This window comes from Pseudomonadota bacterium (genome assembly GCA_039815145.1).
Taxonomy (GTDB): domain Bacteria; phylum Pseudomonadota; class Gammaproteobacteria; order Steroidobacterales; family JBCBZW01; genus JBCBZW01.
Map to the genome: position 1 here is coordinate 1 of JBCBZW010000094.1, position 19,834 is coordinate 19,834.

The following is a 19,834-nucleotide window of genomic DNA, read 5'->3' on the forward strand; positions in this document are numbered from 1 at the left end:
CGGATGGGACCGTCGCAACGCCTACTACTTCATGCTGATGCAGTCCTTAGGCCTGCACTACGGCTTCGACCTGGAGGCGCCATTCTCCTCCCTCGACGAACGCCATCGCGAGCTCGTGCTCAACGGCAGCGGCGATGAGGAGATCGACTTCCACTACCTCGATGGCCGCGGCAAGACCACCTCGAGACGGCACAGCTTCGAGGGCATTCTGCCCAACATGGAGCGACGCTACCGAGAGACCGACTCGGCCAACGTGCGCGAGGAACTCGGGCGCTTCCAAACCACCCAGCGCTGCCCCTCGTGCCACGGCACCCGCCTCAACGAGTACGCACGCAACGTGTTCGTGGGCGACTACGCCCTGCCCCAGGTCACCGCCCTCTCCATCGAGGAGGCCTGCGCCTTCTTCGATGGCCTCAACGTGCAAGGATGGCGCGGCGAGATCGCCCAACGCGTGGTGAAGGAGATTCGCAGCCGCCTGGGCTTCCTGGTCGATGTTGGGCTCAACTACCTCTCGCTGGATCGCAGCGCAGAGAGCCTCTCGGGCGGCGAAGCCCAGCGCATCCGCCTGGCGAGCCAGATAGGCTCTGGCTTGGTAGGCGTCATGTACGTGCTGGACGAGCCCTCGATCGGACTGCACCAGCGCGACAACGAGAAGCTCCTAAGCACGTTGGAGCACCTACGCGACATCGGTAATACGGTGATCGTGGTGGAGCACGACAGCGAGGCGATCCTGCACGCCGATCACGTGGTAGACATGGGTCCTGGGGCCGGCGTCCACGGCGGACAGGTCGTCGCCCAGGGGACACCGCAGGAAGTGCTCGCGAACCCCGCATCCCTGACGGGCCAGTACCTCAGCGGCAAGCGCAAGATCGACGTCCCCAGCGAGCGCAAGGCGCCCGGCGAGGATCAGTTGCTACTGAAGGGCGCTAGCGGAAACAACCTCAAGGAGGTGGACGTCGCATTCCCGATCGGGCTGATGACCTGCGTCACCGGCGTCTCGGGCTCGGGCAAGTCGACCCTGGTCAACGAGACCCTGTTCCGCGCGGTGAAGACGGGCCTCGGCCAGAAGGAGGACGAGCCAGCGCCCCATAAACAGTTCGAAGGCCTGGATCTGATCGACCGCGTTATCGACATCAGCCAAGCGCCCATCGGCCGCACACCACGCTCCAACCCCGCCACCTACACGGGGGTGCTGACGCCCATCCGCGAACTCTTCGCCGGCACCCAGGAGGCGCGCAGCCGTGGCTACAAGCCAGGCCGCTTCAGCTTCAACGTGCGCGGCGGGCGCTGTGAGGCCTGCCAGGGCGACGGCATGATCAAAGTGGAGATGCACTTCCTACCTGATGTGTTCGTGCCCTGCGACGTGTGCAACGGCCGGCGCTTCAACCGCGAAACCCTCGAGGTGACGTACAAGGGGAAGAACATCCACGAGGTGTTGGAGATGAGCATCGAGGAGGCGCGAGATTTCTTCGCGAACGTACCTATCATCGCTCATCGCCTACAGACCGTGCTCGACGTGGGCTTGTCTTACGTCAAGCTCGGCCAGAGCGCCACCACACTCTCCGGGGGCGAAGCTCAGCGGGTCAAGCTCGCCCGAGAGCTGGCCAAACGCTCGACGGGGCGCACGCTGTACCTACTGGACGAACCGACCACAGGCCTTCATTTCCACGATGTAGCGCAGCTGCTCGCCGTGCTTCACCGGCTGCGCGATGCCGGCAATACGGTGATCGTGATCGAGCACAACCTCGACGTGATCAAGACGGCCGATTGGGTGATCGACCTCGGCCCGGAAGGCGGTGCTGGCGGCGGCGAGGTGCTGGCGACTGGCAGCCCGGAGGCCATCGCGCAGGTGGAGCAGTCCTTCACCGGGGCGTTCCTCAGAGACGTCCTGAGCCCCACCAAGGATGCCGCCCGGGGCGGCGATCCATCCGCGTCCACCGCCTGATCACAGCGCTCACCCGTTTTGTGACCTGCATCCGTTGCACCGAGCGCCGACTCGTGCAAGATTCGGCCTGTCGCTGGGAAGCGACGCATTCCCCTTGCAGCACCTCGCCTCAAAGGAGTGAGAACGGTGTTGAGTTCATTGCGCAAAGCGGCGGCCCGCCTCCTGGGTTCGCCAGCGTCGGCAGGCGAGCCACGCCGCGTCGCCCTGGATGACGTCCCCCAACTCGGCACCGTGTATCCCGAGCTGGACACCGTCACCATGACCTTGCGCTTTTCCTCCCCGGATGGCGAACACAGCACGGCCCCGTATTCACGGACCTTCGATGCCCGCACCCGCGCCAACCTGAGCTTCCGATGCAAGAACCCGAATTGCTGCCAGGGCGGATTCGAACTGCTTGGACTGATCGATCGCGCCACCGCCAGCCGTCGCGATAGCGTCACCGGCACCGATCTGTGTGCCGGTATGGAGTCGCCCCGTGGCACCTCCCAGCGCCGTTGCCATCACGAACTCCACTACCGGATCGCGATCCGCTACCGCCAGCACTGACCGCTATACTTCCGAGGCTGCCGCCGGCGAGGCGGCGAGTTGCTTGGAGCTCCTTTGACTCTCGACCTGCTCGTTACCGTAGCCGTGCTCTTCGGATGCGTCGGCACCCTCATCTTCACGCGTGCCGCCCCGGATATCGTCCTCATGGGCGGACTCACCGTGTTACTCGGGGGTGGGGTGATCGGTGCAGCAGACGGCCTGTCGGGTTTCGCCAACGAGGGCACCATTACGGTGGCCGTGCTGTACGTGGTGGCTGCCGGCCTGCGCGAGACGGGCGCCCTGGATGTGGTGGTCCGAGGCCTATTCCACCGCGCCCGCTCGGTGGCCTCGGCCCAGCTGTTGCTCATGCTGCCGGTCACGGTGGCCAGTGGATTCGTCAACAACACCCCCGTGGTGGCCTGCTTCATTCCCGCGGTGATGGATTGGGCGAAGAAGATGCGTATCTCGCCCTCGCGCCTGATGATGCCTATGTCCTACGCGGCCATCCTGGGCGGAAGCTGCACCCTGGTGGGCACGTCGACCAACCTGATCGTCAACGGATTGCTGCTGGCCCAACCGGAGGTCCGTGGGCTCGCCTTCGCCGAACTGGCGCTGGTGGGCGTGCCCTCAGCGATTATCGGAATCTGCTACGTACTACTGACCTCGCGCCACCTGCTGCCGGACCGGGATGGCTCGGTGGAGGAACTGCGCAATCCGCGCGAATACACGGTGGAGATGATCGTCGAGCCGGAAGGGCCCCTGGTCGGACAGACCGTAGAGCAGGCTCAGCTGCGCAACCTCCCAGGCTTGTATCTCATCGAGATCGACCGCGACGGCGACGTGCTGCCCGCCGTCACGCCCAAGGAGATGCTCCACGCCGGTGACCGGCTGGTATTCGCAGGGGTGACGGAATCCATCATCGATCTGCAGCGTATTCGCGGCCTACAGCCAGCCACCGACCAGCTGTTCAAACTCGATTCGCCCCGACGTTCGCGTGAGTTCATCGAGGCGGTGGTGTCGCCCACCAGCCCCACGGCCTACAAGACCGTGAAGGAATCACGCTTCCGCCGTCGCTACGGGGCGGTGGTCATCGCCGTCGCCCGCGACGGCCAACGCATCGCCCGCAAGCTCGGGGACATTCGTCTGCACGCCGGCGACACGCTTCTCCTCGAAGCGGAAGAAGGCTTCTCCCGCCGCTACCGCAACTCCCGCGACTTCCTGCTCCTGCGCCCAATCCACGACGCGCGGCCACCGCGCCACGAGCGAGCCGGCGTGGCCTGGTTGATCCTGTGCGCCATGGTGTTGCTGGCGGCCACAGGCATCACCAGCATGCTGCAAGCCGCGCTGCTCGGCGCCGGCGCGATGGTGTTGACCCGGTGTTGCACGGGGTCGATCGCCCGCAACAGCGTGGACACGCAGGTGGTGGTCGTGATCGCTGCCGCCTACGGCATCGGTCAGGCCGTAGAGGCCTCGGGAGCTGCAGCCTGGCTCGCGACCACCATGCTGGCCGTCACGTCCGGAAACCCCGTCCTGCTCCTGGGCGCGATCTACGTGATGACCGTATTGATGACCTCGCTGATCACTAACGCGGCGGCCGCGGTACTGATGTTTCCGATCGCCGTGGCCGGGGCTGAGTCCCTCGGCGTCAGCCCATTGCCCTACGCCGTCGCCATCGCCATGGCAGCATCGGCAAGCTTCGCCACGCCGATCGGCTACCAAACGAACTTGATGGTCTACGGCCCAGGTGGGTACCGATTCTCGGACTACCTTCGCTTCGGCGTGCCATTGAATCTGCTGCTTGGGGCTACGGCGATCGTGCTCATCCCATGGGTGTGGCCCCTGTATCCAGGTTAGCTACTCAGACGCGGCGTTGGCGCCCGTGGAGCCGGACTCGCCTCACCCAAAGAGCTCGAAGCGACAGACAGAAACGAAAAAGGGACCGTGAGGTCCCTTTTTTGCCGACCGCACCGGCGATCGGATCATCGTAGGCGCTAGCCCTAGGCCTCTGCTGCGACGTCCGCATCCTGGGACTCGCCAAGCTCCACGAGCTGAACGAGCGCCATCGGCGCCGCATCGCCGGGACGTGGGCCCAACTTCAGGATGCGCAGGTAGCCCCCGGGGCGATCCTTGAAGCGCGGCCCGATGTCGGTGAACAGCTTCGCGACCACTTCCTTGTCACGCAGGCGATCGAAGGCGAGGCGACGGTTGGCCACGCTGTCGGTCTTCGCCAGGGTGATCAGAGGCTCGACGTGACGACGCAGCTCCTTCGCCTTAGGGACGGTAGTGCGAATGGTCTCGTGGGTGAGCATGCTCGCGGACATGTTGCGGAACATCGCTTTTCGGTGCGACGAATTGCGGTTCAGTTGGCGGCCGGAATTACGATGGCGCATGGTCTTCTATCCCGTTAGTCGATCAGATCCGTGAGAACGGATCGTCCTGGCTCAAGTTCGATGGCGGCCAGCCGTCCAGGCGCATGCCGAGGCCAAGGCTGTGGCTTTCCAGCACTTCCTTGATCTCGTTTAGCGACTTCTTACCGAGGTTGGGCGTGCGGAGCAGCTCCACCTCAGTACGCTGGACCAGGTCGCCGATGTAGTTGATGTTCTCTGCCTTCAGGCAGTTGAGCGAGCGCACAGTGAGCTCGAGCTCGTCCACCGGACGCAGCAGCATCGGGTCGATCGTATCCTGCTTGGTCTCCACCTCTTCCGGCTGCGTCGGCAGATCGACGAACACGGATAGCTGGTCCTTCAGGATGCCACCGGCGCGACGAATCGCTTCGTCAGGCTCGATGGTAGCGTTGGTTTCCACATCCAGGATCAGCTTGTCGAGGTTGGTACGCTGCTCGACGCGAGCGGACTCCACGGTGTAGCTGACCTTGCGGATCGGGCTAAAGCTGGCATCGAGAAGCAGGCGGCCGATGGGGCGCGTGACCTCGTCGAAACTGGCGCGCTGGGCTGCCGGCTGGAAGCCACGCCCCTTCACCACGCGCAGATTCATGTTGATCGAACCGCTCTCGTTGAGGGTGCAGATCACCAGCTCCGGGTTGACGATTTCGATGTCATGCCCGGTGTCGATGTCACCCGCGTACACAGGACCCGGACCGTTCTTGGTCAGGGTCAGCATCGCCTCATCGCGAGCGTGCATACGGATGGCCACCAGCTTCAGGTTCAGCAGGATGTCGACGACATCCTCCTGCACACCCTCGATGCTGGTGTACTCGTGCAGAACCCCTTCGATCTCGGATTCGACGATCGCGCAGCCGGGCATGGAGGACAACAGGATGCGGCGCAACGCGTTGCCCAAGGTGTGGCCAAAGCCACGTTCCATCGGCTCGATCACGATCTTCGCGTGATGATCGGTGATCTTGTCGACCTTGACGACTTTCGGACGAAGGAATTCTGTCAATGCTGCTGCCATGTAGCGGTTTACCTCGAGTAAAGCTCGACGACCAGGTTTTCGTTGATGTCCGGCAGGATGTCATCGCGCTCGGGCGCCGCCTTGAAGACGCCGCTCATTTCCTGCTCGTTCACCTCTACCCACTCGGGTAGGCCGACCTGGGTGGCGATCTCACGTGCTGCCTGCACGCGAGACTGCTTGCGGGCACGTTCCCGCAACTGCACCGTGTCCCCACCTGCGCACTGGTAGGAGGGCACGTTGACGGTGGTGCCGTTGACGGTCACACCGCGGTGGCTCACCAGCTGACGCGCTTCGGCGCGCGTGGTGGCGAAACCCATGCGGTAGACAACGTTATCGAGGCGACACTCGAGCATGCGCAGGAGGTTCTCGCCCGTAGAACCCTTCTGCCCCGTAGCGCTCTTGTAGTAGTTACGGAACTGCTTCTCCAGCACACCGTACATCCGGCGCAGCTTTTGCTTTTCACGCAACTGCAAGCCGTAGTCGGACAAGCGAGTGCGACGCGCCTGGGCACCGCCCGGCAACACTTCGGACTTGCACTTCGACTCGAGCGGCTTGATGCCGCTCTTCAGGAACAGATCGGTGCCCTCACGACGTGAGAGCTTGCACTTCGGACCGGTGTACTTAGCCATACCTAATAATCCTTTAAACCCGACGCTTCTTCGACGGGCGACAGCCGTTGTGCGGAATCGGCGTCACGTCTTCGATGCTGGTGATGCGATACCCGACGGCGTTCAACGCACGCACGGCGGACTCGCGGCCAGGACCGGGCCCACGCACGCGCACTTCCAGATTCTTCAACCCGTAGTCCTGTGCGGCCTGGCCGGCGCGTTCGGCAGCCACCTGCGCGGCGAACGGCGTGCTCTTGCGCGAACCGCGGAAGCCGCAGCCTCCAGAGGTCGCCCAGGAGAGCGCGTTGCCCTGACGATCGGTGATCGTGATGATGGTGTTGTTGAAGGAGGCCTGGATGTGAGCAATGCCGTCGATGACCTGCTTCTTGACCTTCTTCTTCGTTTGCTGCTTCGCCATGGCTTAACGCTGCCTTACTTCTTGATGATGCGACGCGGGCCCTTGCGGGTGCGCGCGTTGGTGCGAGTGCGCTGACCACGCAGCGGCAGCCCACGACGGTGACGGATACCGCGGTAGGTACCGAGGTCCATCAGTCGCTTGATGTTCAGGTTGACCTCACGTCGCAGGTCACCCTCCACCGTGTGACGCCCCACCTCGTTACGCAGGAGGTTCACCTCCTCCTCGGTGAGATCGCGAATCTTGGTGCTCGGCTCCACGTTGGCGCTGGCGCAGATGTTCTTCGCCGTCGTACGACCGATGCCGTAGATCGACGTCAGCGCGATCACCGTGTGCTTGTGGGCCGGAATGTTGATGCCTGCGATGCGGGCCATTTACCTGACTCCTGGTCTTCCTCTAACCGTCGTGCCCCACCCGGCGCACGATCGGAATGCGCTAGGGCCTAGCCCTGACGCTGCTTGTGCTTGGGATCTGCGTTGCAGATCACCCGAATGACGCCGTTCCGCTTGATGATCTTGCAGTTACGGCACATCTTTTTGACCGACGCGCGGACCTTCATGACGCTCTCCTTACCTCACCTGACCGGCGCCGCCCGAACGGCTGTAGCCCTTCAGGTTTGCCTTCTTCATCAGGCCTTCGTACTGGTGCGACATCATGTGCGCCTGAACCTGCGCCATGAAGTCCATTACGACCACAACTATGATCAGCAGAGACGTACCGCCAAAGTAGAACGGCACCTGGAACTGCATGATCATAAACTCCGGCATCAAGCACACGGCGGTCACGTAGAGCGCACCCCAGAGGGTGAGACGCGTGAGCACGGTGTCGATGTATTCGCCCGTCTGGCGACCCGGCCGGATACCCGGGATGAACGCTCCTGACTTCTTCAGGTTGTCCGCCGTCTCACGCGAATTGAACATGAGGGCGGTGTAGAAGAAGCAGAAGAAGATGATCAGGGCGCCATAGGTCAGCGTGTAAATGGGCTGACCCGGGGCGAGGGTTGCGGCGAAACGCTGCAGCCATCCGAGGCCTTCGGCGCTCGAGCCACTCACCCAGCCCGCGATGGTGGCGGGGAACAGGATCAAGCTCGACGCGAAGATCGGCGGAATCACGCCGCTCATGTTCAGCTTGAACGGCAGGTGGCTCTGCTGCCCCTGGAATACGCGACGGCCCTGCTGGCGCTTGGCGTAGTTCACCGTGATCCGGCGCTGGGCACGCTCCACGAACACCACGAAGGCTGTCACCGCCAGCACCAGCACGAACAGAATGATCGCCACCCAGTTCTGCATCTGACCCGTAGCAACCAGGTTGATCGTGCCGCCGACCGCTGCGGGCAGGCCCGACAGGATGCTGGCGAGGATGATCATGGAGATACCGTTACCAATGCCACGCTCGGTGATCTGCTCACCCAGCCACATCAGGAACACTGTCCCCGTGACCAGGGTGACCGCTGCCGTGAATACGAAGGGCACGCCCGGCGTGATCACCAGGTTCTGGGTCTGCAGAGCCAGGGCGGCCGCGACAGACTGGAAAGTGGCGAGCACGACAGTGCCGTAGCGCGTGTACTGGGTGATCTTGCGACGACCCGCTTCGCCTTCCTTCTTGAGCGCGGCGAGGCTCGGCAGGATCACCGACATCATCTGCATGATGATGGACATGCTGATGTACGGCATGATCCCGAGCGCGAAGATGCTCAAACGCTCCAGCGCACCACCGGAGAACATGTTGAACAGGTTCAACACCGAGCCGCTGCCCTGGTTTTCGAACAGCTGGGCAAGCGCTTCCGGATCGATCCCCGGCACCGGAATGAAGGTACCGATGCGGTAGACGATCAGCGCGCCGATCAAAAACATCAGGCGCTGGCGCAGCTCTGTGAGCTTGCCGCCTGTGGCCCCGCCTGCGGCGGCGGCCATAGCTGCCTGGTTTTTACCTGTCATCGAACGTGCCACTTAGTACTCCCGGGCCTTCGCCCGTGTCGACACCGCGTGTCGACCTATTGCTTAACTTGCTCGTCGCTAGGCGCGGTCAGTCTTCGACCTTGCCGCCAGCCGCTTCGATCGCGGCGCGGGCGCCCTTGGTCACCTTCAGGCCACGAATCGTCACGGCCGTCTCCACGCTGCCGGAGCTGATCACACGCGCCTCACGGATGAGGGAAGTGATCAGGCCTGCCTTGCGCAGGGAGAGAAGGTCCACGGTCGCACCGTCTTCCGACGCGGCAGCAGCCTTAGCCAGCTCGCCGAGGCGAATCTCGTCGACGAAACGCTGCGTACGCGAGCGGAAACCCACCTTCGGCAGGCGACGCTGCAAGGGCATCTGACCGCCCTCGAAGCCCACCTTGTGGAAGCCACCGGAACGGGCGTGCTGACCCTTGACGCCGCGGCCACAGGTCTTGCCCTGGCCGGCGGACTCGCCGCGGCCTTTGCGCTTACCCGGCTTGCGCGCGCCCTCACCGGGCTTGATCGTATTCAGGTGCATCGTTTGCTTGCCCCGTTAACAGCTGCGAGCGATCAGCTCGCCGCCTCCTCCACTTTCAACATGTAGGAGACTCGGTTGATCATGCCCCGGATTTCGGGGGTGTCGGCCACTTCCACCGTGTGGTGCATGCGGCGCAGGCCCAGCCCCGTCAGGCAGGCTTTGTGCGCCTTGAGTCGGCCGTGCTTGCTGCGGATCTGCGTGATCCGGATTTTCTTTGCGTCGCTCACGATTCTCGCCTCCGGCTTATCCGACGATCTCTTCGACCGACTTGCCGCGCTTGGCGGCGACGGCCTTCGGCGATCGCATGCTGGCAAGGGCGTTCACGGTTGCGCGCACCACGTTGATCGGGTTACGCGAGCCGTAGGACTTGGCGAGCACGTTGCGCACCCCGGCCGCCTCGAGCACGGCACGCATGGCACCGCCGGCGATGATGCCCGTACCGTCGGAGGCGGGCAGCATGAACACGCGCGTGGCGCCATGGCGACCGTGCAGCTCGTGCTGCAGGGTGTCGTCGCGTAGCGGCACGGAGTGCAAGCTCTTTCGCGCGGCCTGCATCGCCTTCTGGATGGCGCCAGGCACTTCGCGAGCCTTGCCGTAGCCGAAGCCGACCTGACCATTGCCATCGCCGACCACGGTCAGCGCGGTGAAGCCGAACTGGCGACCACCCTTGACCACCTTCGCGACGCGGTTAACGGTGACGAGTTTCTCGATGAAATCGTCGCTTGCGTTCTGTTCGCCCCTAGCCATATTCGATGCTTACCTTGAGATGTTCTTGGTGTTACCTGCGTTCGCTCAGAACTGCAGGCCGCCCTCGCGCGCAGCGTCCGCCAGCGCCTTCACTCGACCGTGGTACCGGAAGCCGGAGCGATCGAACGCCACGGACGTTACACCCGCCGCCACCGACGCCTCGGCAACCGCCTTCCCCACGGCGCGTGCCGCATCGACGTTGCCACTCTTGTCGATGCCCTCACGCAGCGACTTGGCGACCGTGGACGCACTGGCCACGACCTGACCACCGTCCGCCGAGAGCACCTGCGCGTAGATGTGACGCGGCGTGCGGTGGATCGACAGGCGCGGCTTGCCGAGGGTACGGATCTTCGCGCGGGTCTTGGTCGCGCGGCGCTGACGAGCATTGCGTTTGTTCATGACTGACTCTGACGGTTAGTGCCGTAAGGGCTCGAGGCCTACTTACTTCTTCTTCGCTTCCTTGATCGCCACGTACTCATCGGCGTAGCGAATTCCCTTACCCTTGTAGGGTTCCGGCGGACGATAGGCGCGGATGTTGGCGGCGGCTTGGCCGACCTGCTGCTTGTCCGCACCCTTGATGACGATCTCGGTCTGGCTCGGCGTCTCGATGGTGAGCCCCTCGGGCACCGGGAAATCCACCGGGTGTGAGAAGCCGACAGCGATATTCAGGCTCTTGCCCTTCGCCTGGGCGCGGTAGCCGACGCCGACGAGTTGCAGCTTGCGCTCAAAACCCTCGCTCACGCCCTTGCACATGTTGGCGACTAGCGCCTGCATAGTGCCGGCGATAGCCATCGAGTCCGGCTTACGCGGTGCGACCTTAAGCTGCGCCTCTTCCTGCGTGAGTTCCACCTGCGGGTGAACTTCCTGGGAAAGCGCACCCTTCGGGCCTTTCACGTGCACCACGTTGTCCTTGATGGACACTTCGACTCCCTTGGGGATGTCGATGGGCTTCTTCGCTACTCTAGACATTACTGTGCTGCCTTAACGCTGTGTTGCGACGGGTACTGCTAGCTGCATCAGGAAACGACGCAGAGCACCTCGCCCCCCTGACCCTTGGCGCGGGCCACACGATCGCTCATCACGCCCTGGGACGTGGAGACGATGGCGACACCCAGCCCGCCGAGGACCTTGGGCAGATCGTCTTTGCCGCGGTAGATTCGCAGGCCCGGACGGCTCACCCGATCGAGACGATCGATCACGGGCTTGCCTTCGAAATATTTCAGCTTCACGGTGAGCTTGCTGCGGTTGTTGCCCGCGTCGCTCACCATGAAATCGTCGATGTAACCCTCGTCACGCAGCACGGCGCAGATGGCGAGCTTGCCCTTCGACGAAGGCAAGGTGACGCTCTGCTTCGAGGCGCGCTGACCGTTACGGATGTGGGTCAACAGATCGGCGATGGGATCAGACATGCTCATTGTTCGTAGCTCCCTTACCAGCTCGCCTTGCGCAGACCCGGGATCTCGCCGTGCATCGCTGCTTCACGCAGCTTGTTACGGGCAAGGCCGAACTTGCGGTAGTAACCGTGCGGGCGGCCGGAGATGCTGCAACGGTTGCGCTGACGCGTGGGGCCGGCGTCGCGCGGCAACTTGTGCAACTGCGCCAGGGCCTCCATGCGCTCGTCGTCGGTGCTCATCGCCGACTTGATGACAGCTTTCAGCTTCGCGCGCTTCTCAGCGAATTTCGCTGCCGTCTTGCGGCGCTTCACTTCACGCATAATCATCGACTTCTTAGCCATGCTCTTCGGTACCTTCCCTTACTTACGGAACGGGAAGCTGAAGGCTTCCAGCAGCGCGCGACCGTGTTCGTCGCTCTCGGCGGAGGTGGTGAAACAGATGTCCATGCCCCGGATGGTGTCGATCGCGTCGTAGTCGATCTCGGGGAAAATGATCTGTTCCTTCACGCCCATGTTGTAGTTGCCGCGGCCGTCGAAGCCCTTCGGGTTCAAACCACGGAAGTCGCGGATACGCGGGATCGCGATGGCGATCAGGCGATCCAGGAACTCGTACATGCGCTCGCGTCGCAGCGTGACCTTGCAGCCGCAGGGGTAGCCGTCGCGGATCTTGAAGCTCGCCACGGACTTACGTGCCAGCGTGATCACGGGCTTCTGGCCCGACAGCGCGGTCAGGTCGCCTACGGCGTGCTCCATGACCTTGCGGTCAGCTACCGCTTCGCCAACGCCCATGTTCACGGTGATCTTCTCGAGACGTGGCACTTGCATCACGTTCTCGATCTGCAGCTTCTCACGAAGCTGGGTGACCACGGTCTCTTTGTAGAACTCTTGCAGCCTAGCCATCGCCGTAACCTCAGATGTCCACGACTTCGCCGTTGGACTTGAAATAGCGCACCTTGCGCGTACCACCGTCGCCGTCGTCGAGAACGCGGATGCCCACGCGATCACCCTTCGAGGTGGCCGGGTTGAACAGCATCACGTTGGAGATGGACATGGGCATCTCCTTCTCGACGATTCCGCCAGCCACACCGGCCTGCGGGTTCGGGCGCTGGTGCTTCTTGACCATGTTGATGCCTTCAACGAGCACGCGGCCGTTGCCAAGCACCTGAGTGACGGAACCACGCCGCCCCTTGTCCTTGCCCGTGATGACGATTACCTCGTCACCTTGTCGGATCTTGTTCATCGTCTATTCCCCTCGCCGCGCCCGCTTACAGCACTTCCGGTGCGAGCGAGATGATCTTCATGAAGTTGCTGGTACGCAGTTCGCGCGTAACCGGGCCAAAGATACGAGTGCCGATCGGCTCGAGGCGGTTGTTCAGCAGCACCGCTGCGTTGCCGTCGAAGCGAATCAGCGAGCCGTCGGGCCGACGCACACCCTTGCGGGTACGCACCACCACGGCGTTGTAGATCTCGCCTTTCTTCACCTTGCCGCGAGGGATGGCGTCCTTGACGCTCACCTTGATGATGTCACCGACCCCGGCGTAGCGACGCTTCGAGCCGCCCAACACCTTGATGCACATGACCTTGCGGGCACCGCTGTTGTCGGCCGCGCTCAACACTGTCTGCATCTGAATCATCTATCCGCTCCCGGCTGGCCTCGGTCGCCTTTCGCGTCCCTTCGGCCTTGCTGTCCAGTGAGCGACTCAGCCGCGCCTCGTTCGTCGAGGCAGCGAGTCACTCGTTACCCCGCGATCACCGTTCCGGTGCGCGCTCCACCACGTTCACCAGCTGCCACGACTTGTGCTTCGACATGGGTCGGCACTCGCGGATCTGCACGACGTCGCCAATCTGGCAATCGTTGTCCTGGTCGTGGGCCATCAGCTTCGTGGTCTGACGCACGAACTTGCCGTACAGGGGGTGCTTCACACGGCGCTCGATCGCCACCGTGATGGTGCGGTCCATCTTGTTGCTGACCACACGCCCCTGCACCGTGCGAACCACCTTGCTGTCGGTGGCGGTGTCGTTGGCATCGCTCACGTCGCTTTACTCCGTTGCCGCTGCGTTGTGCAGATCGGTCATCACTGTCTTGACCCGCGCGATATCGCGGCGGACCTTCTTGACCTGGTCGGTCTGGGCCAGCTGGCCCGATGCCTGCTGCATGCGCAGGTTGAACTGCTCGCGACGCAGCTCGAGCAGCGTCTGTTTGAGTTCTTCGCGCGACTTGCCGCGCAGCTCGTCAATCTTCACGACGTACCGCCTTACAGGATCTGTCGAGAGACGAAGGACGTGGCAAACGGCAGCTTCGCAGCGGCGAGGCGGAAGGCCTCACGCGCGACGGGCTCGCTCACCCCTTCCATCTCGTAAAGCATGCGACCGGGCTGGATCTGGCAGACCCAGTACTCGACGCTACCCTTACCCTTACCCTGACGAACCTCGAGAGGCTTCTTGGTAATCGGCTTGTCCGGGAACACGCGGATCCAGATCTTGCCGCCACGCTTGATGTGACGGGTGATCGCACGACGACCTGCCTCGATCTGGCGTGCGGTGATCTGCCCGCGCTCCGTCGCCTTCAGGCCAAATTCGCCGAAGGATACAGTGGAACCGCGATGAGCCAGGCCGCGGTTGCGGCCCTTCATCTGCTTGCGGAACTTAGTTCTCTTGGGTTGCAGCATGTCGGCTTACCCCTGAGCAGCAGCGGGAGCGGGCGTGGGAGCGGGGGCCGGTGCCTCCGGCTCGGGTTCGGCGAGCTCCAACTCGTCGAAGACCTCACCCTTGAAGATCCACACCTTCACGCCGATCACACCGTAGGTGGTGTTGGCTTCGGCGAACCCGTAGTCGACCTCAGCACGCAGCGTGTGCAGCGGCACCCGACCTTCGTGCGTCCACTCCGAACGTGCAATCTCAGCACCGTTCAGGCGACCGGCAACCCGGATCTTCACGCCGCCAGCGCCGAGACGCATGGTGTTGGTCAGCGAACGCTTCATGGCGCGGCGGAACATCACTCGGCGTTCGAGCTGCTGGGCGAGACCCTCAGCCACCAGCTGCGCGTCGAGCTCCGGCTTGCGGATCTCGGCGATGGAGATGCGCACGTCACCAAGGCCCATGCCGAGGAGCTTCGCCGTCGCGCGACGCAGCTTCTCGATGTCCTCACCCTTCTTGCCGATCACCACACCCGGACGCGCCGTGTGGATGGTGATGTGGCACTTGCGAGCGGGACGCTCGATCTGGATGCGGCTCACGGACGCCTGCGAAAGACGCTTCTTCAAGAACGTGCGGATGACGTGATCGCTGTGCACGTAATCGGGGAACGTCTTGGAATCGGCGAACCAACGCGAGGACCACTCGCGAGTGATGCCGAGACGCAGACCGATCGGATTGACCTTCTGACCCATCGTTTAAGCCCTGACCTTAACTCTCGTCCGCAACGCGGATGGTGATGTGGCTGTTGCGCTTGATGATGCGCGTGCCACGACCCTTTGCCCGCGCCTGGTAGCGGCGGAAGCGGGGCGCTTCGTCGACCATGATGGAGGCGACGCGCAGCTCGTCGATATCGGCCCCATGGTTGTGCTCAGCATTGGCGATGGCCGACTCGAGGACCTTGCGCACGATGCCGGCAGCCTTCTTAGGCGTGAACATGAGGGTCTGCAACGCTTGACCGACCGGCTTGCCGCGAACCATGTCAGCCACCAGGCGACACTTCTGCGGCGAGATGCGGGCGTAGCGGAGCTTCGCTGAAACTTCCATCGTTCCCACTCCTGTCAGCGGGTCTTCTTGTCTGCCACGTGGCCCTTGTAAGTGCGCGTGGGCGCGAACTCACCGAGCTTGTGACCGACCATGTTTTCCGACACCAACACGGGCACGTGCTGACGACCGTTGTGCACGGCAATGGTGAGACCCACCATGTCCGGGAGAATCATCGAGCGTCGCGACCAGGTCTTGATCGGACGGCGATCGTTAGCGGAGACCGCGGTCTCTACCTTTTTCGCCAAATGCTCGTCGACGAAAGGCCCTTTTCTTACCGAACGTGGCACTTCACCAACCTCTTACTTCTTACGACGGCGACGGACAATCATGTTGTCCGTGCGCTTGTTGTTACGCGTCTTGTAGCCCTTGGTGGGGGTACCCCACGGGCTCACCGGATGACGACCACCGGAGGTACGACCCTCACCACCACCGTGCGGGTGATCGACCGGGTTCATAGCTACGCCTCGAACGGTCGGGCGCACGCCGCGCCAGCGCGTGGCGCCGGCCTTGCCCAGCTTGCGCAGGGAGTGCTCGTCGTTGCCGACCTCACCGACCGTGGCGCGGCACTCGGCCAGCACCTTGCGCATCTCACCGGAGCGCAGGCGAAGGGTGGCGTAGCGACCCTCGCGGGCGGCGAGCTGGACGCTGGCACCGGCAGAGCGAGCCAGCTGCGCGCCGCAGCCAGGCTTCAGCTCAATACAGTGCACCACCGAACCCACGGGAATGTTGCGCAGGGGCAGGCAGTTGCCGGGCTTAATCGGTGCATCGGTGCCGGACATGATCGGCGTACCCGCTTCCACACCCTTCGGCGCGATGATGTAGCGGCGCTCACCGTCTGCGTAGAGCAGCAGAGCGAGATTAGCGGAGCGATTGGGATCGTATTCGAGACGCTCCACCTTGGCGGGGATGCTGTCCTTGTCGCGCTTAAAGTCGACGATGCGATAGCGCTGCTTGTGGCCACCGCCGCGATGACGCGTGGTGATGCGACCCGCGTTGTTGCGGCCACCGCTGCGGGACTTGCTCGCCACGAGGGGCTCGTAGGGCTTGCCCGTGTGCAGCCCACTCGCCTTGACCTTGACGACGAAACGCCGTCCGGCGGAGGTGGGTTTGGTCTTCTGAACTGCCATCGCTGCGATTCTCGCTGTTCGTTACGTCGTCGCGCCGTTACTCGGCGGCGTCGAGGAAATCGATGTCGTGACCCTCTGCCAGGGTCACGTAAGCCTTCTTCCAGTCCGACCGCCGGCCGAAGCGGGCGCCGAAGCGCTTGATCTTGCCGCGGTTGTTCACCACCTGAACGTCGTCCACCTTGACGTCGAACATCAGCTCGACGGCCTGGGCGATCTCAGGCTTGCTGGCGTCGCGGCGAACCTTGAACACCACCTGGTTGGACTGCTCAGCCACGCGGGTGGTCTTCTCGGACACGTGCGGGCCGAGGAGTAGGGTCATGAGACGTTCTTGGCTCATTGCCAGACCTCCTCGATGTGCTTGAGAGCAGCCGTGTCGATGATCACGCGAGCGTTGCGCAGCAGGCTCACGGGGTTGACCGCCTTCGCCTCGAGCACCTCTACGTGGGGCAGGTTGCGAGCGGCGAGGGCCAGCGCCTCGGAGGCTTCACCGACGACGATGGCGCAGTCTGCGGCCACGTCGACGCCAGCAAGCCAGGCCAGCAGGGCCTTGGTCTTCGGCTCCTCAACGCCGACGGCCTCGACCACGTGCAGGCGATCCTGGCGTACGAGCTCGGACAGGATGGAACGCATGCCGGCGCGGTAAGCCTTGCGATTCACCTTCTGTTCGAAATTGCGCGGACGCGCGGCGAATGCGCGACCACCCCCACGCCAGATGGGGCTGCGGATGGTGCCGGCGCGGGCACGGCCGGTGCCCTTCTGACGCCAAGGCTTGATACCACCGCCGCTGACGTCGGAGCGCGTCTTCTGCGCTTTGCTGCCGGCACGGCCCTTAGCCATGTAGGCCACGACCAGCTGGTGCACCAGCGCTTCGTTGTATTCACGACCGAAGGTGTTGTCGGATAGATCGACGCTGCCTTGGCCGCCCGTGAGCTGAAGTTCCATCAGGCCGTCCTCGTCTTCACGGCCGGCTGCACGATCACATCGCTGCCGGCGGCGCCAGGTACGGCACCCTTGATCAGCAGGAGGTTGCGCTCTGCGTCCACGCGAACGACCTCCAGGTTCTGCGCTGTTCGGCGCTTGGCACCCATGTGCCCGGACATCTTCTTGCCCTTGAACACGCGGCCCGGCGTCTGGTTCTGACCGATCGAGCCAGGCGCGCGGTGCGCTAGCGAGTTGCCGTGCGTGGCGTCCTGGGTGCGGAAGTTGTGCCGCTTGATGGCACCCGCGAAGCCCTTACCGATCGTCGTGCCGACGACGTCGACCTTCTGGCCAGCCTCGAAGGTCTCGACGGTGATCTCGCTGCCCGCCGCCATGCCCTCGAGTTCGGCATCGGAGACGCGGAACTCCCAGAGGCCGGTGCCCGGGGCGACGTCGGCCTTGGCGAAGTGCCCGGCAGCCGCCTTCGATACGCGCGAGCGACGCTTCTCGCCCGCGGTGACCTGCAGCGCCGTGTAGCCGTCCGTGTCCTGCCCCTTGACCTGGGTCACCCGGTTCGGGGCGGCCTCGATCACGGTGACGGGCACCGACTCGCCATTTTCAGTAAAGATTCGCGTCATGCCGCGTTTGCGGCCGACTACACCAATGGGCATCTTCAAATCCTCGAATGTCACCGGCTGGCAGGCCGCCACGCCCCTCCCGGGGGCGGCGCCAACGTCAGCGCAGGGGATCCATCCACGCGCAGAAAAGCGCGCCGACGGCGGTCAAAGCCGCGGGTAGATCTCGGTGATCAGCCAGTCTTAAGCCACGGCCTGGATAACGGAACTCGTGCCCGAGCCGGGGAGAGCCGGAAATGTTAGCACGATATTCGCCTACGTCAACGCCGAAAGCGTAGCAGAAGGCAGTTAAGGCGACCGCTCCCGGCAGGACGGTCGCCCCTCGCGTCGCCCGGCCTGGCTAGGCCCCGGCCTGCAGCTTGATTTGCACGTCCACACCGGCCGGCAGCTCAAGCTTCATCAGCGCGTCAACGGTTTTGTCCGTCGGGTCCACGATGTCCATCAAACGCTTGTGCGTGCGCAACTCGTACTGGTCTCGCGCGTCCTTGTTGACGTGCGGGGAGATCAGCACAGTGAAGCGCTCTTTTTTGGTCGGCAGGGGGATCGGGCCGCGCACCTGCGCGCCGGTACGGCGGGCAGTCTCGACGATCTCCCGGGCCGAGCTGTCGATCAGCTTGTAATCGAAAGCGCGGAGCCGAATGCGGATGTTCTGGTTTGCCACGTATAGGTTTCCTTCAGTTCTCTAAGTGCAGGCGCGAGATCACTCGAGGATCTTCGCCACCACGCCCGCACCCACCGTGCGGCCACCCTCGCGGATGGCGAAGCGCAGGCCTTCCTCCATCGCGATCGGTGCAATCAACTCCACGCCGAGCTTAATGTTGTCGCCCGGCATCACCATCTCCGTGCCCTCAGGCAGCTGCACCGCCCCGGTCACGTCCGTCGTGCGGAAGTAGAACTGCGGCCGGTAGCCCTTGAAGAACGGCGTGTGTCGACCGCCCTCTTCCTTGTTCAGCACGTAGATCTCCGCCTCGAACTTCGTGTGCGGCGTGATCGAACCCGGCTTGGCCAGCACCTGGCCACGCTCAACCTCATCACGCTTCGTGCCACGCAGCAGCACGCCCACGTTGTCACCAGCCTGGCCCTGGTCCAGCAGCTTCCGGAACATCTCCACGCCCGTGCACGTCGTCTTCGCCGTGTCCTTGATGCCGACGATCTCGATCTCGTCGCCCACATTCACGATCCCGCGCTCCACACGACCGGTCACCACCGTGCCGCGACCCGAGATCGTGAACACGTCCTCGATCGGCATCAGGAACGCTCCGTCCACCGCGCGCTCAGGCTCCGGGATGTAGCTGTCCATCGCCTCGACCAGCTTGATGATCGCGCCCTTACCCAGGTCGCTGTCGTCACCCTCCAGCGCCTTCAGCGCCGAACCCGTGATCAGCGGCGTGTCGTCGCCCGGGAACTCGTACGTCGACAGAAGTTCGCGAACCTCCATCTCCACCAGCTCCAGCAGCTCCTCGTCGTCCACCATGTCGGCCTTGTTCAGGAACACCACGATGTACGGAACACCCACCTGGCGCGCCAGCAGGATGTGCTCGCGCGTCTGCGGCATCGGGCCGTCTGCCGCCGACACCACCAGGATCGCCCCGTCCATCTGCGCAGCACCCGTGATCATGTTCTTCACGTAGTCCGCGTGGCCCGGGCAATCCACGTGCGCGTAGTGACGGTTCTGCGACTCGTACTCCACGTGGGATGTCGCGATCGTGATACCGCGGGCGCGCTCCTCGGGCGCGTTGTCGATCTGATCGAACGCCTGCGCGGCACCACCGAACTCCGCCGCCAGCACCGTCGTCATCGCCGCCGTCAGCGTCGTCTTACCATGGTCAACGTGACCGATAGTTCCCACGTTCACGTGCGGCTTCGTACGTTCAAACTTCTCTTTCGACAC

32 protein-coding genes are annotated in these 19,834 nt (G+C 63.6%); 3 read left to right on the plus strand and 29 right to left on the minus strand.

What is annotated here, in order from left to right:
* The 3 genes from uvrA to AAF184_18440 all read left to right on the plus strand — a co-directional run.
* On the plus strand, positions 1 to 1,945 hold a 1,945-nt coding region (uvrA, locus tag AAF184_18430), incomplete at its 5' end, for an excinuclease ABC subunit UvrA (GenBank protein ID MEO0424321.1).
* A 126-nt stretch (positions 1,946 to 2,071) separates the two neighbouring features.
* The gene (locus AAF184_18435) at positions 2,072 to 2,491 is read left to right on the plus strand and encodes a hypothetical protein (protein ID MEO0424322.1); all 420 of its coding nucleotides are present in this window, start codon (positions 2,072 to 2,074) and stop codon (positions 2,489 to 2,491) included.
* 54 nt (positions 2,492 to 2,545) lie between these two features.
* Positions 2,546 to 4,324: an SLC13 family permease gene (locus AAF184_18440; GenBank protein ID MEO0424323.1), complete on the plus strand. Its 1,779-nt coding sequence runs from the start codon at positions 2,546 to 2,548 to the stop codon at positions 4,322 to 4,324.
* A gap of 143 nt (positions 4,325 to 4,467) precedes the next feature.
* On the opposite strand, the gene rplQ is transcribed toward AAF184_18440, so the two are convergent.
* The 29 genes from rplQ to tuf form a co-directional block, all read right to left on the minus strand.
* Positions 4,468 to 4,860, minus strand: a complete 393-nt coding sequence (rplQ, locus tag AAF184_18445; GenBank protein ID MEO0424324.1) for a 50S ribosomal protein L17 — start codon at positions 4,858 to 4,860, stop codon at positions 4,468 to 4,470.
* Positions 4,861 to 4,882: 22 nt separating this feature from the next.
* Positions 4,883 to 5,884: a DNA-directed RNA polymerase subunit alpha gene (gene rpoA, locus AAF184_18450; protein MEO0424325.1), complete on the minus strand. Its 1,002-nt coding sequence runs from the start codon at positions 5,882 to 5,884 to the stop codon at positions 4,883 to 4,885.
* Positions 5,885 to 5,892: 8 nt separating this feature from the next.
* Entirely contained in the window at positions 5,893 to 6,513 is a 621-nt protein-coding gene (rpsD, locus tag AAF184_18455) for a 30S ribosomal protein S4 (protein MEO0424326.1), read from the minus strand.
* Positions 6,514 to 6,526: 13 nt separating this feature from the next.
* Positions 6,527 to 6,910, minus strand: a complete 384-nt coding sequence (rpsK, locus tag AAF184_18460) for a 30S ribosomal protein S11 (GenBank protein ID MEO0424327.1) — start codon at positions 6,908 to 6,910, stop codon at positions 6,527 to 6,529.
* Between the two features lie 14 nt (positions 6,911 to 6,924).
* The gene (rpsM, locus tag AAF184_18465; GenBank protein MEO0424328.1) at positions 6,925 to 7,281 is read right to left on the minus strand and encodes a 30S ribosomal protein S13; all 357 of its coding nucleotides are present in this window, start codon (positions 7,279 to 7,281) and stop codon (positions 6,925 to 6,927) included.
* A 68-nt stretch (positions 7,282 to 7,349) separates the two neighbouring features.
* Positions 7,350 to 7,466 (minus strand): 50S ribosomal protein L36, encoded by a 117-nt coding sequence (gene rpmJ, locus AAF184_18470; protein ID MEO0424329.1) that lies wholly within the window; start codon positions 7,464 to 7,466, stop codon positions 7,350 to 7,352.
* A 10-nt stretch (positions 7,467 to 7,476) separates the two neighbouring features.
* Complete coding sequence (gene secY, locus AAF184_18475) at positions 7,477 to 8,820, minus strand: preprotein translocase subunit SecY (protein MEO0424330.1); 1,344 nt, start codon at positions 8,818 to 8,820, stop codon at positions 7,477 to 7,479.
* Positions 8,821 to 8,932: 112 nt separating this feature from the next.
* Entirely contained in the window at positions 8,933 to 9,382 is a 450-nt protein-coding gene (gene rplO, locus AAF184_18480; GenBank protein ID MEO0424331.1) for a 50S ribosomal protein L15, read from the minus strand.
* Between the two features lie 32 nt (positions 9,383 to 9,414).
* Positions 9,415 to 9,609 (minus strand): 50S ribosomal protein L30, encoded by a 195-nt coding sequence (gene rpmD / locus AAF184_18485; GenBank protein ID MEO0424332.1) that lies wholly within the window; start codon positions 9,607 to 9,609, stop codon positions 9,415 to 9,417.
* Between the two features lie 16 nt (positions 9,610 to 9,625).
* Entirely contained in the window at positions 9,626 to 10,129 is a 504-nt protein-coding gene (rpsE, locus tag AAF184_18490; GenBank protein ID MEO0424333.1) for a 30S ribosomal protein S5, read from the minus strand.
* A 45-nt stretch (positions 10,130 to 10,174) separates the two neighbouring features.
* Positions 10,175 to 10,528: a 50S ribosomal protein L18 gene (rplR, locus tag AAF184_18495; protein MEO0424334.1), complete on the minus strand. Its 354-nt coding sequence runs from the start codon at positions 10,526 to 10,528 to the stop codon at positions 10,175 to 10,177.
* 42 nt (positions 10,529 to 10,570) lie between these two features.
* Positions 10,571 to 11,098 carry a 50S ribosomal protein L6 gene (rplF, locus tag AAF184_18500; protein ID MEO0424335.1) on the minus strand — a complete coding sequence of 176 codons (528 nt, stop codon included), beginning with the start codon at positions 11,096 to 11,098 and terminating at the stop codon, positions 10,571 to 10,573.
* Positions 11,099 to 11,145: 47 nt separating this feature from the next.
* The gene (rpsH, locus tag AAF184_18505; protein ID MEO0424336.1) at positions 11,146 to 11,544 is read right to left on the minus strand and encodes a 30S ribosomal protein S8; all 399 of its coding nucleotides are present in this window, start codon (positions 11,542 to 11,544) and stop codon (positions 11,146 to 11,148) included.
* Between the two features lie 14 nt (positions 11,545 to 11,558).
* Entirely contained in the window at positions 11,559 to 11,864 is a 306-nt protein-coding gene (gene rpsN / locus AAF184_18510; protein ID MEO0424337.1) for a 30S ribosomal protein S14, read from the minus strand.
* A gap of 18 nt (positions 11,865 to 11,882) precedes the next feature.
* Positions 11,883 to 12,422 carry a 50S ribosomal protein L5 gene (gene rplE / locus AAF184_18515; GenBank protein ID MEO0424338.1) on the minus strand — a complete coding sequence of 180 codons (540 nt, stop codon included), beginning with the start codon at positions 12,420 to 12,422 and terminating at the stop codon, positions 11,883 to 11,885.
* A gap of 10 nt (positions 12,423 to 12,432) precedes the next feature.
* Complete coding sequence (rplX, locus tag AAF184_18520; GenBank protein MEO0424339.1) at positions 12,433 to 12,762, minus strand: 50S ribosomal protein L24; 330 nt, start codon at positions 12,760 to 12,762, stop codon at positions 12,433 to 12,435.
* A gap of 25 nt (positions 12,763 to 12,787) precedes the next feature.
* Complete coding sequence (gene rplN / locus AAF184_18525; GenBank protein MEO0424340.1) at positions 12,788 to 13,156, minus strand: 50S ribosomal protein L14; 369 nt, start codon at positions 13,154 to 13,156, stop codon at positions 12,788 to 12,790.
* Positions 13,157 to 13,271: 115 nt separating this feature from the next.
* The gene (rpsQ, locus tag AAF184_18530; GenBank protein ID MEO0424341.1) at positions 13,272 to 13,556 is read right to left on the minus strand and encodes a 30S ribosomal protein S17; all 285 of its coding nucleotides are present in this window, start codon (positions 13,554 to 13,556) and stop codon (positions 13,272 to 13,274) included.
* Positions 13,557 to 13,562: 6 nt separating this feature from the next.
* Positions 13,563 to 13,766 (minus strand): 50S ribosomal protein L29, encoded by a 204-nt coding sequence (rpmC, locus tag AAF184_18535; GenBank protein ID MEO0424342.1) that lies wholly within the window; start codon positions 13,764 to 13,766, stop codon positions 13,563 to 13,565.
* An 11-nt stretch (positions 13,767 to 13,777) separates the two neighbouring features.
* Positions 13,778 to 14,191, minus strand: a complete 414-nt coding sequence (gene rplP, locus AAF184_18540) for a 50S ribosomal protein L16 (protein ID MEO0424343.1) — start codon at positions 14,189 to 14,191, stop codon at positions 13,778 to 13,780.
* 6 nt (positions 14,192 to 14,197) lie between these two features.
* Complete coding sequence (rpsC, locus tag AAF184_18545; GenBank protein ID MEO0424344.1) at positions 14,198 to 14,911, minus strand: 30S ribosomal protein S3; 714 nt, start codon at positions 14,909 to 14,911, stop codon at positions 14,198 to 14,200.
* 16 nt (positions 14,912 to 14,927) lie between these two features.
* Positions 14,928 to 15,263: a 50S ribosomal protein L22 gene (rplV, locus tag AAF184_18550; protein ID MEO0424345.1), complete on the minus strand. Its 336-nt coding sequence runs from the start codon at positions 15,261 to 15,263 to the stop codon at positions 14,928 to 14,930.
* A 14-nt stretch (positions 15,264 to 15,277) separates the two neighbouring features.
* Positions 15,278 to 15,550, minus strand: coding sequence for a 30S ribosomal protein S19 (gene rpsS, locus AAF184_18555; GenBank protein ID MEO0424346.1), 273 nt, complete (start codon positions 15,548 to 15,550; stop codon positions 15,278 to 15,280).
* Positions 15,551 to 15,562: 12 nt separating this feature from the next.
* Entirely contained in the window at positions 15,563 to 16,390 is an 828-nt protein-coding gene (gene rplB / locus AAF184_18560; GenBank protein ID MEO0424347.1) for a 50S ribosomal protein L2, read from the minus strand.
* A 37-nt stretch (positions 16,391 to 16,427) separates the two neighbouring features.
* On the minus strand, positions 16,428 to 16,727 hold the full coding sequence (gene rplW, locus AAF184_18565; GenBank protein ID MEO0424348.1) for a 50S ribosomal protein L23: 300 nt from the start codon (positions 16,725 to 16,727) through the stop codon (positions 16,428 to 16,430).
* A complete protein-coding gene (gene rplD, locus AAF184_18570; GenBank protein ID MEO0424349.1) occupies positions 16,724 to 17,332 on the minus strand; it encodes a 50S ribosomal protein L4 in 609 nt (202 codons plus the stop codon). The genes rplW and rplD overlap by 4 nt, the downstream gene beginning before the upstream one ends.
* The gene (gene rplC, locus AAF184_18575; protein MEO0424350.1) at positions 17,332 to 17,979 is read right to left on the minus strand and encodes a 50S ribosomal protein L3; all 648 of its coding nucleotides are present in this window, start codon (positions 17,977 to 17,979) and stop codon (positions 17,332 to 17,334) included. Before rplC ends, rplD begins: the two co-directional genes overlap by 1 nt.
* A 304-nt stretch (positions 17,980 to 18,283) precedes the next feature.
* Positions 18,284 to 18,604, minus strand: a complete 321-nt coding sequence (gene rpsJ, locus AAF184_18580) for a 30S ribosomal protein S10 (protein ID MEO0424351.1) — start codon at positions 18,602 to 18,604, stop codon at positions 18,284 to 18,286.
* Between the two features lie 39 nt (positions 18,605 to 18,643).
* Positions 18,644 to 19,834 (minus strand): elongation factor Tu, encoded by a 1,191-nt coding sequence (gene tuf / locus AAF184_18585; GenBank protein ID MEO0424352.1) that lies wholly within the window; start codon positions 19,832 to 19,834, stop codon positions 18,644 to 18,646.

What these genes read in the sequence shown, in the direction of transcription:
- rplX (MEO0424339.1), bottom strand. Translation starts at nt 12,762, where the DNA reads ATGAACAAGATCCGACAAGGTGACGAGGTAATCGTCATCACGGGCAAG.
- rpsC (MEO0424344.1), bottom strand. Translation starts at nt 14,911, where the DNA reads ATGGGTCAGAAGGTCAATCCGATCGGTCTGCGTCTCGGCATCACTCGC.
- secY (MEO0424330.1), bottom strand. Translation starts at nt 8,820, where the DNA reads ATGGCCGCCGCCGCAGGCGGGGCCACAGGCGGCAAGCTCACAGAGCTG.
- rpsK (MEO0424327.1), bottom strand. Translation starts at nt 6,910, where the DNA reads ATGGCGAAGCAGCAAACGAAGAAGAAGGTCAAGAAGCAGGTCATCGAC.
- rplN (MEO0424340.1), bottom strand. Translation starts at nt 13,156, where the DNA reads ATGATTCAGATGCAGACAGTGTTGAGCGCGGCCGACAACAGCGGTGCC.
- rplR (MEO0424334.1), bottom strand. Translation starts at nt 10,528, where the DNA reads ATGAACAAACGCAATGCTCGTCAGCGCCGCGCGACCAAGACCCGCGCG.
- rpsN (MEO0424337.1), bottom strand. Translation starts at nt 11,864, where the DNA reads ATGGCTAAGAAGTCGATGATTATGCGTGAAGTGAAGCGCCGCAAGACG.
- rplB (MEO0424347.1), bottom strand. Translation starts at nt 16,390, where the DNA reads ATGGCAGTTCAGAAGACCAAACCCACCTCCGCCGGACGGCGTTTCGTC.
- rpsM (MEO0424328.1), bottom strand. Translation starts at nt 7,281, where the DNA reads ATGGCCCGCATCGCAGGCATCAACATTCCGGCCCACAAGCACACGGTG.
- rplW (MEO0424348.1), bottom strand. Translation starts at nt 16,727, where the DNA reads ATGAGCCAAGAACGTCTCATGACCCTACTCCTCGGCCCGCACGTGTCC.
- rpsH (MEO0424336.1), bottom strand. Translation starts at nt 11,544, where the DNA reads ATGAGCATGTCTGATCCCATCGCCGATCTGTTGACCCACATCCGTAAC.
- rplD (MEO0424349.1), bottom strand. Translation starts at nt 17,332, where the DNA reads ATGGAACTTCAGCTCACGGGCGGCCAAGGCAGCGTCGATCTATCCGAC.
- rpoA (MEO0424325.1), bottom strand. Translation starts at nt 5,884, where the DNA reads ATGGCAGCAGCATTGACAGAATTCCTTCGTCCGAAAGTCGTCAAGGTC.
- rplQ (MEO0424324.1), bottom strand. Translation starts at nt 4,860, where the DNA reads ATGCGCCATCGTAATTCCGGCCGCCAACTGAACCGCAATTCGTCGCAC.
- rpsE (MEO0424333.1), bottom strand. Translation starts at nt 10,129, where the DNA reads ATGGCTAGGGGCGAACAGAACGCAAGCGACGATTTCATCGAGAAACTC.
- rplC (MEO0424350.1), bottom strand. Translation starts at nt 17,979, where the DNA reads ATGCCCATTGGTGTAGTCGGCCGCAAACGCGGCATGACGCGAATCTTT.
- rplF (MEO0424335.1), bottom strand. Translation starts at nt 11,098, where the DNA reads ATGTCTAGAGTAGCGAAGAAGCCCATCGACATCCCCAAGGGAGTCGAA.
- rpsD (MEO0424326.1), bottom strand. Translation starts at nt 6,513, where the DNA reads ATGGCTAAGTACACCGGTCCGAAGTGCAAGCTCTCACGTCGTGAGGGC.
- rplP (MEO0424343.1), bottom strand. Translation starts at nt 14,191, where the DNA reads ATGCTGCAACCCAAGAGAACTAAGTTCCGCAAGCAGATGAAGGGCCGC.
- rplE (MEO0424338.1), bottom strand. Translation starts at nt 12,422, where the DNA reads ATGGCTAGGCTGCAAGAGTTCTACAAAGAGACCGTGGTCACCCAGCTT.
- rpmJ (MEO0424329.1), bottom strand. Translation starts at nt 7,466, where the DNA reads ATGAAGGTCCGCGCGTCGGTCAAAAAGATGTGCCGTAACTGCAAGATC.
- rplV (MEO0424345.1), bottom strand. Translation starts at nt 15,263, where the DNA reads ATGGAAGTTTCAGCGAAGCTCCGCTACGCCCGCATCTCGCCGCAGAAG.
- rplO (MEO0424331.1), bottom strand. Translation starts at nt 9,382, where the DNA reads ATGCACCTGAATACGATCAAGCCCGGTGAGGGCGCGCGCAAGCCGGGT.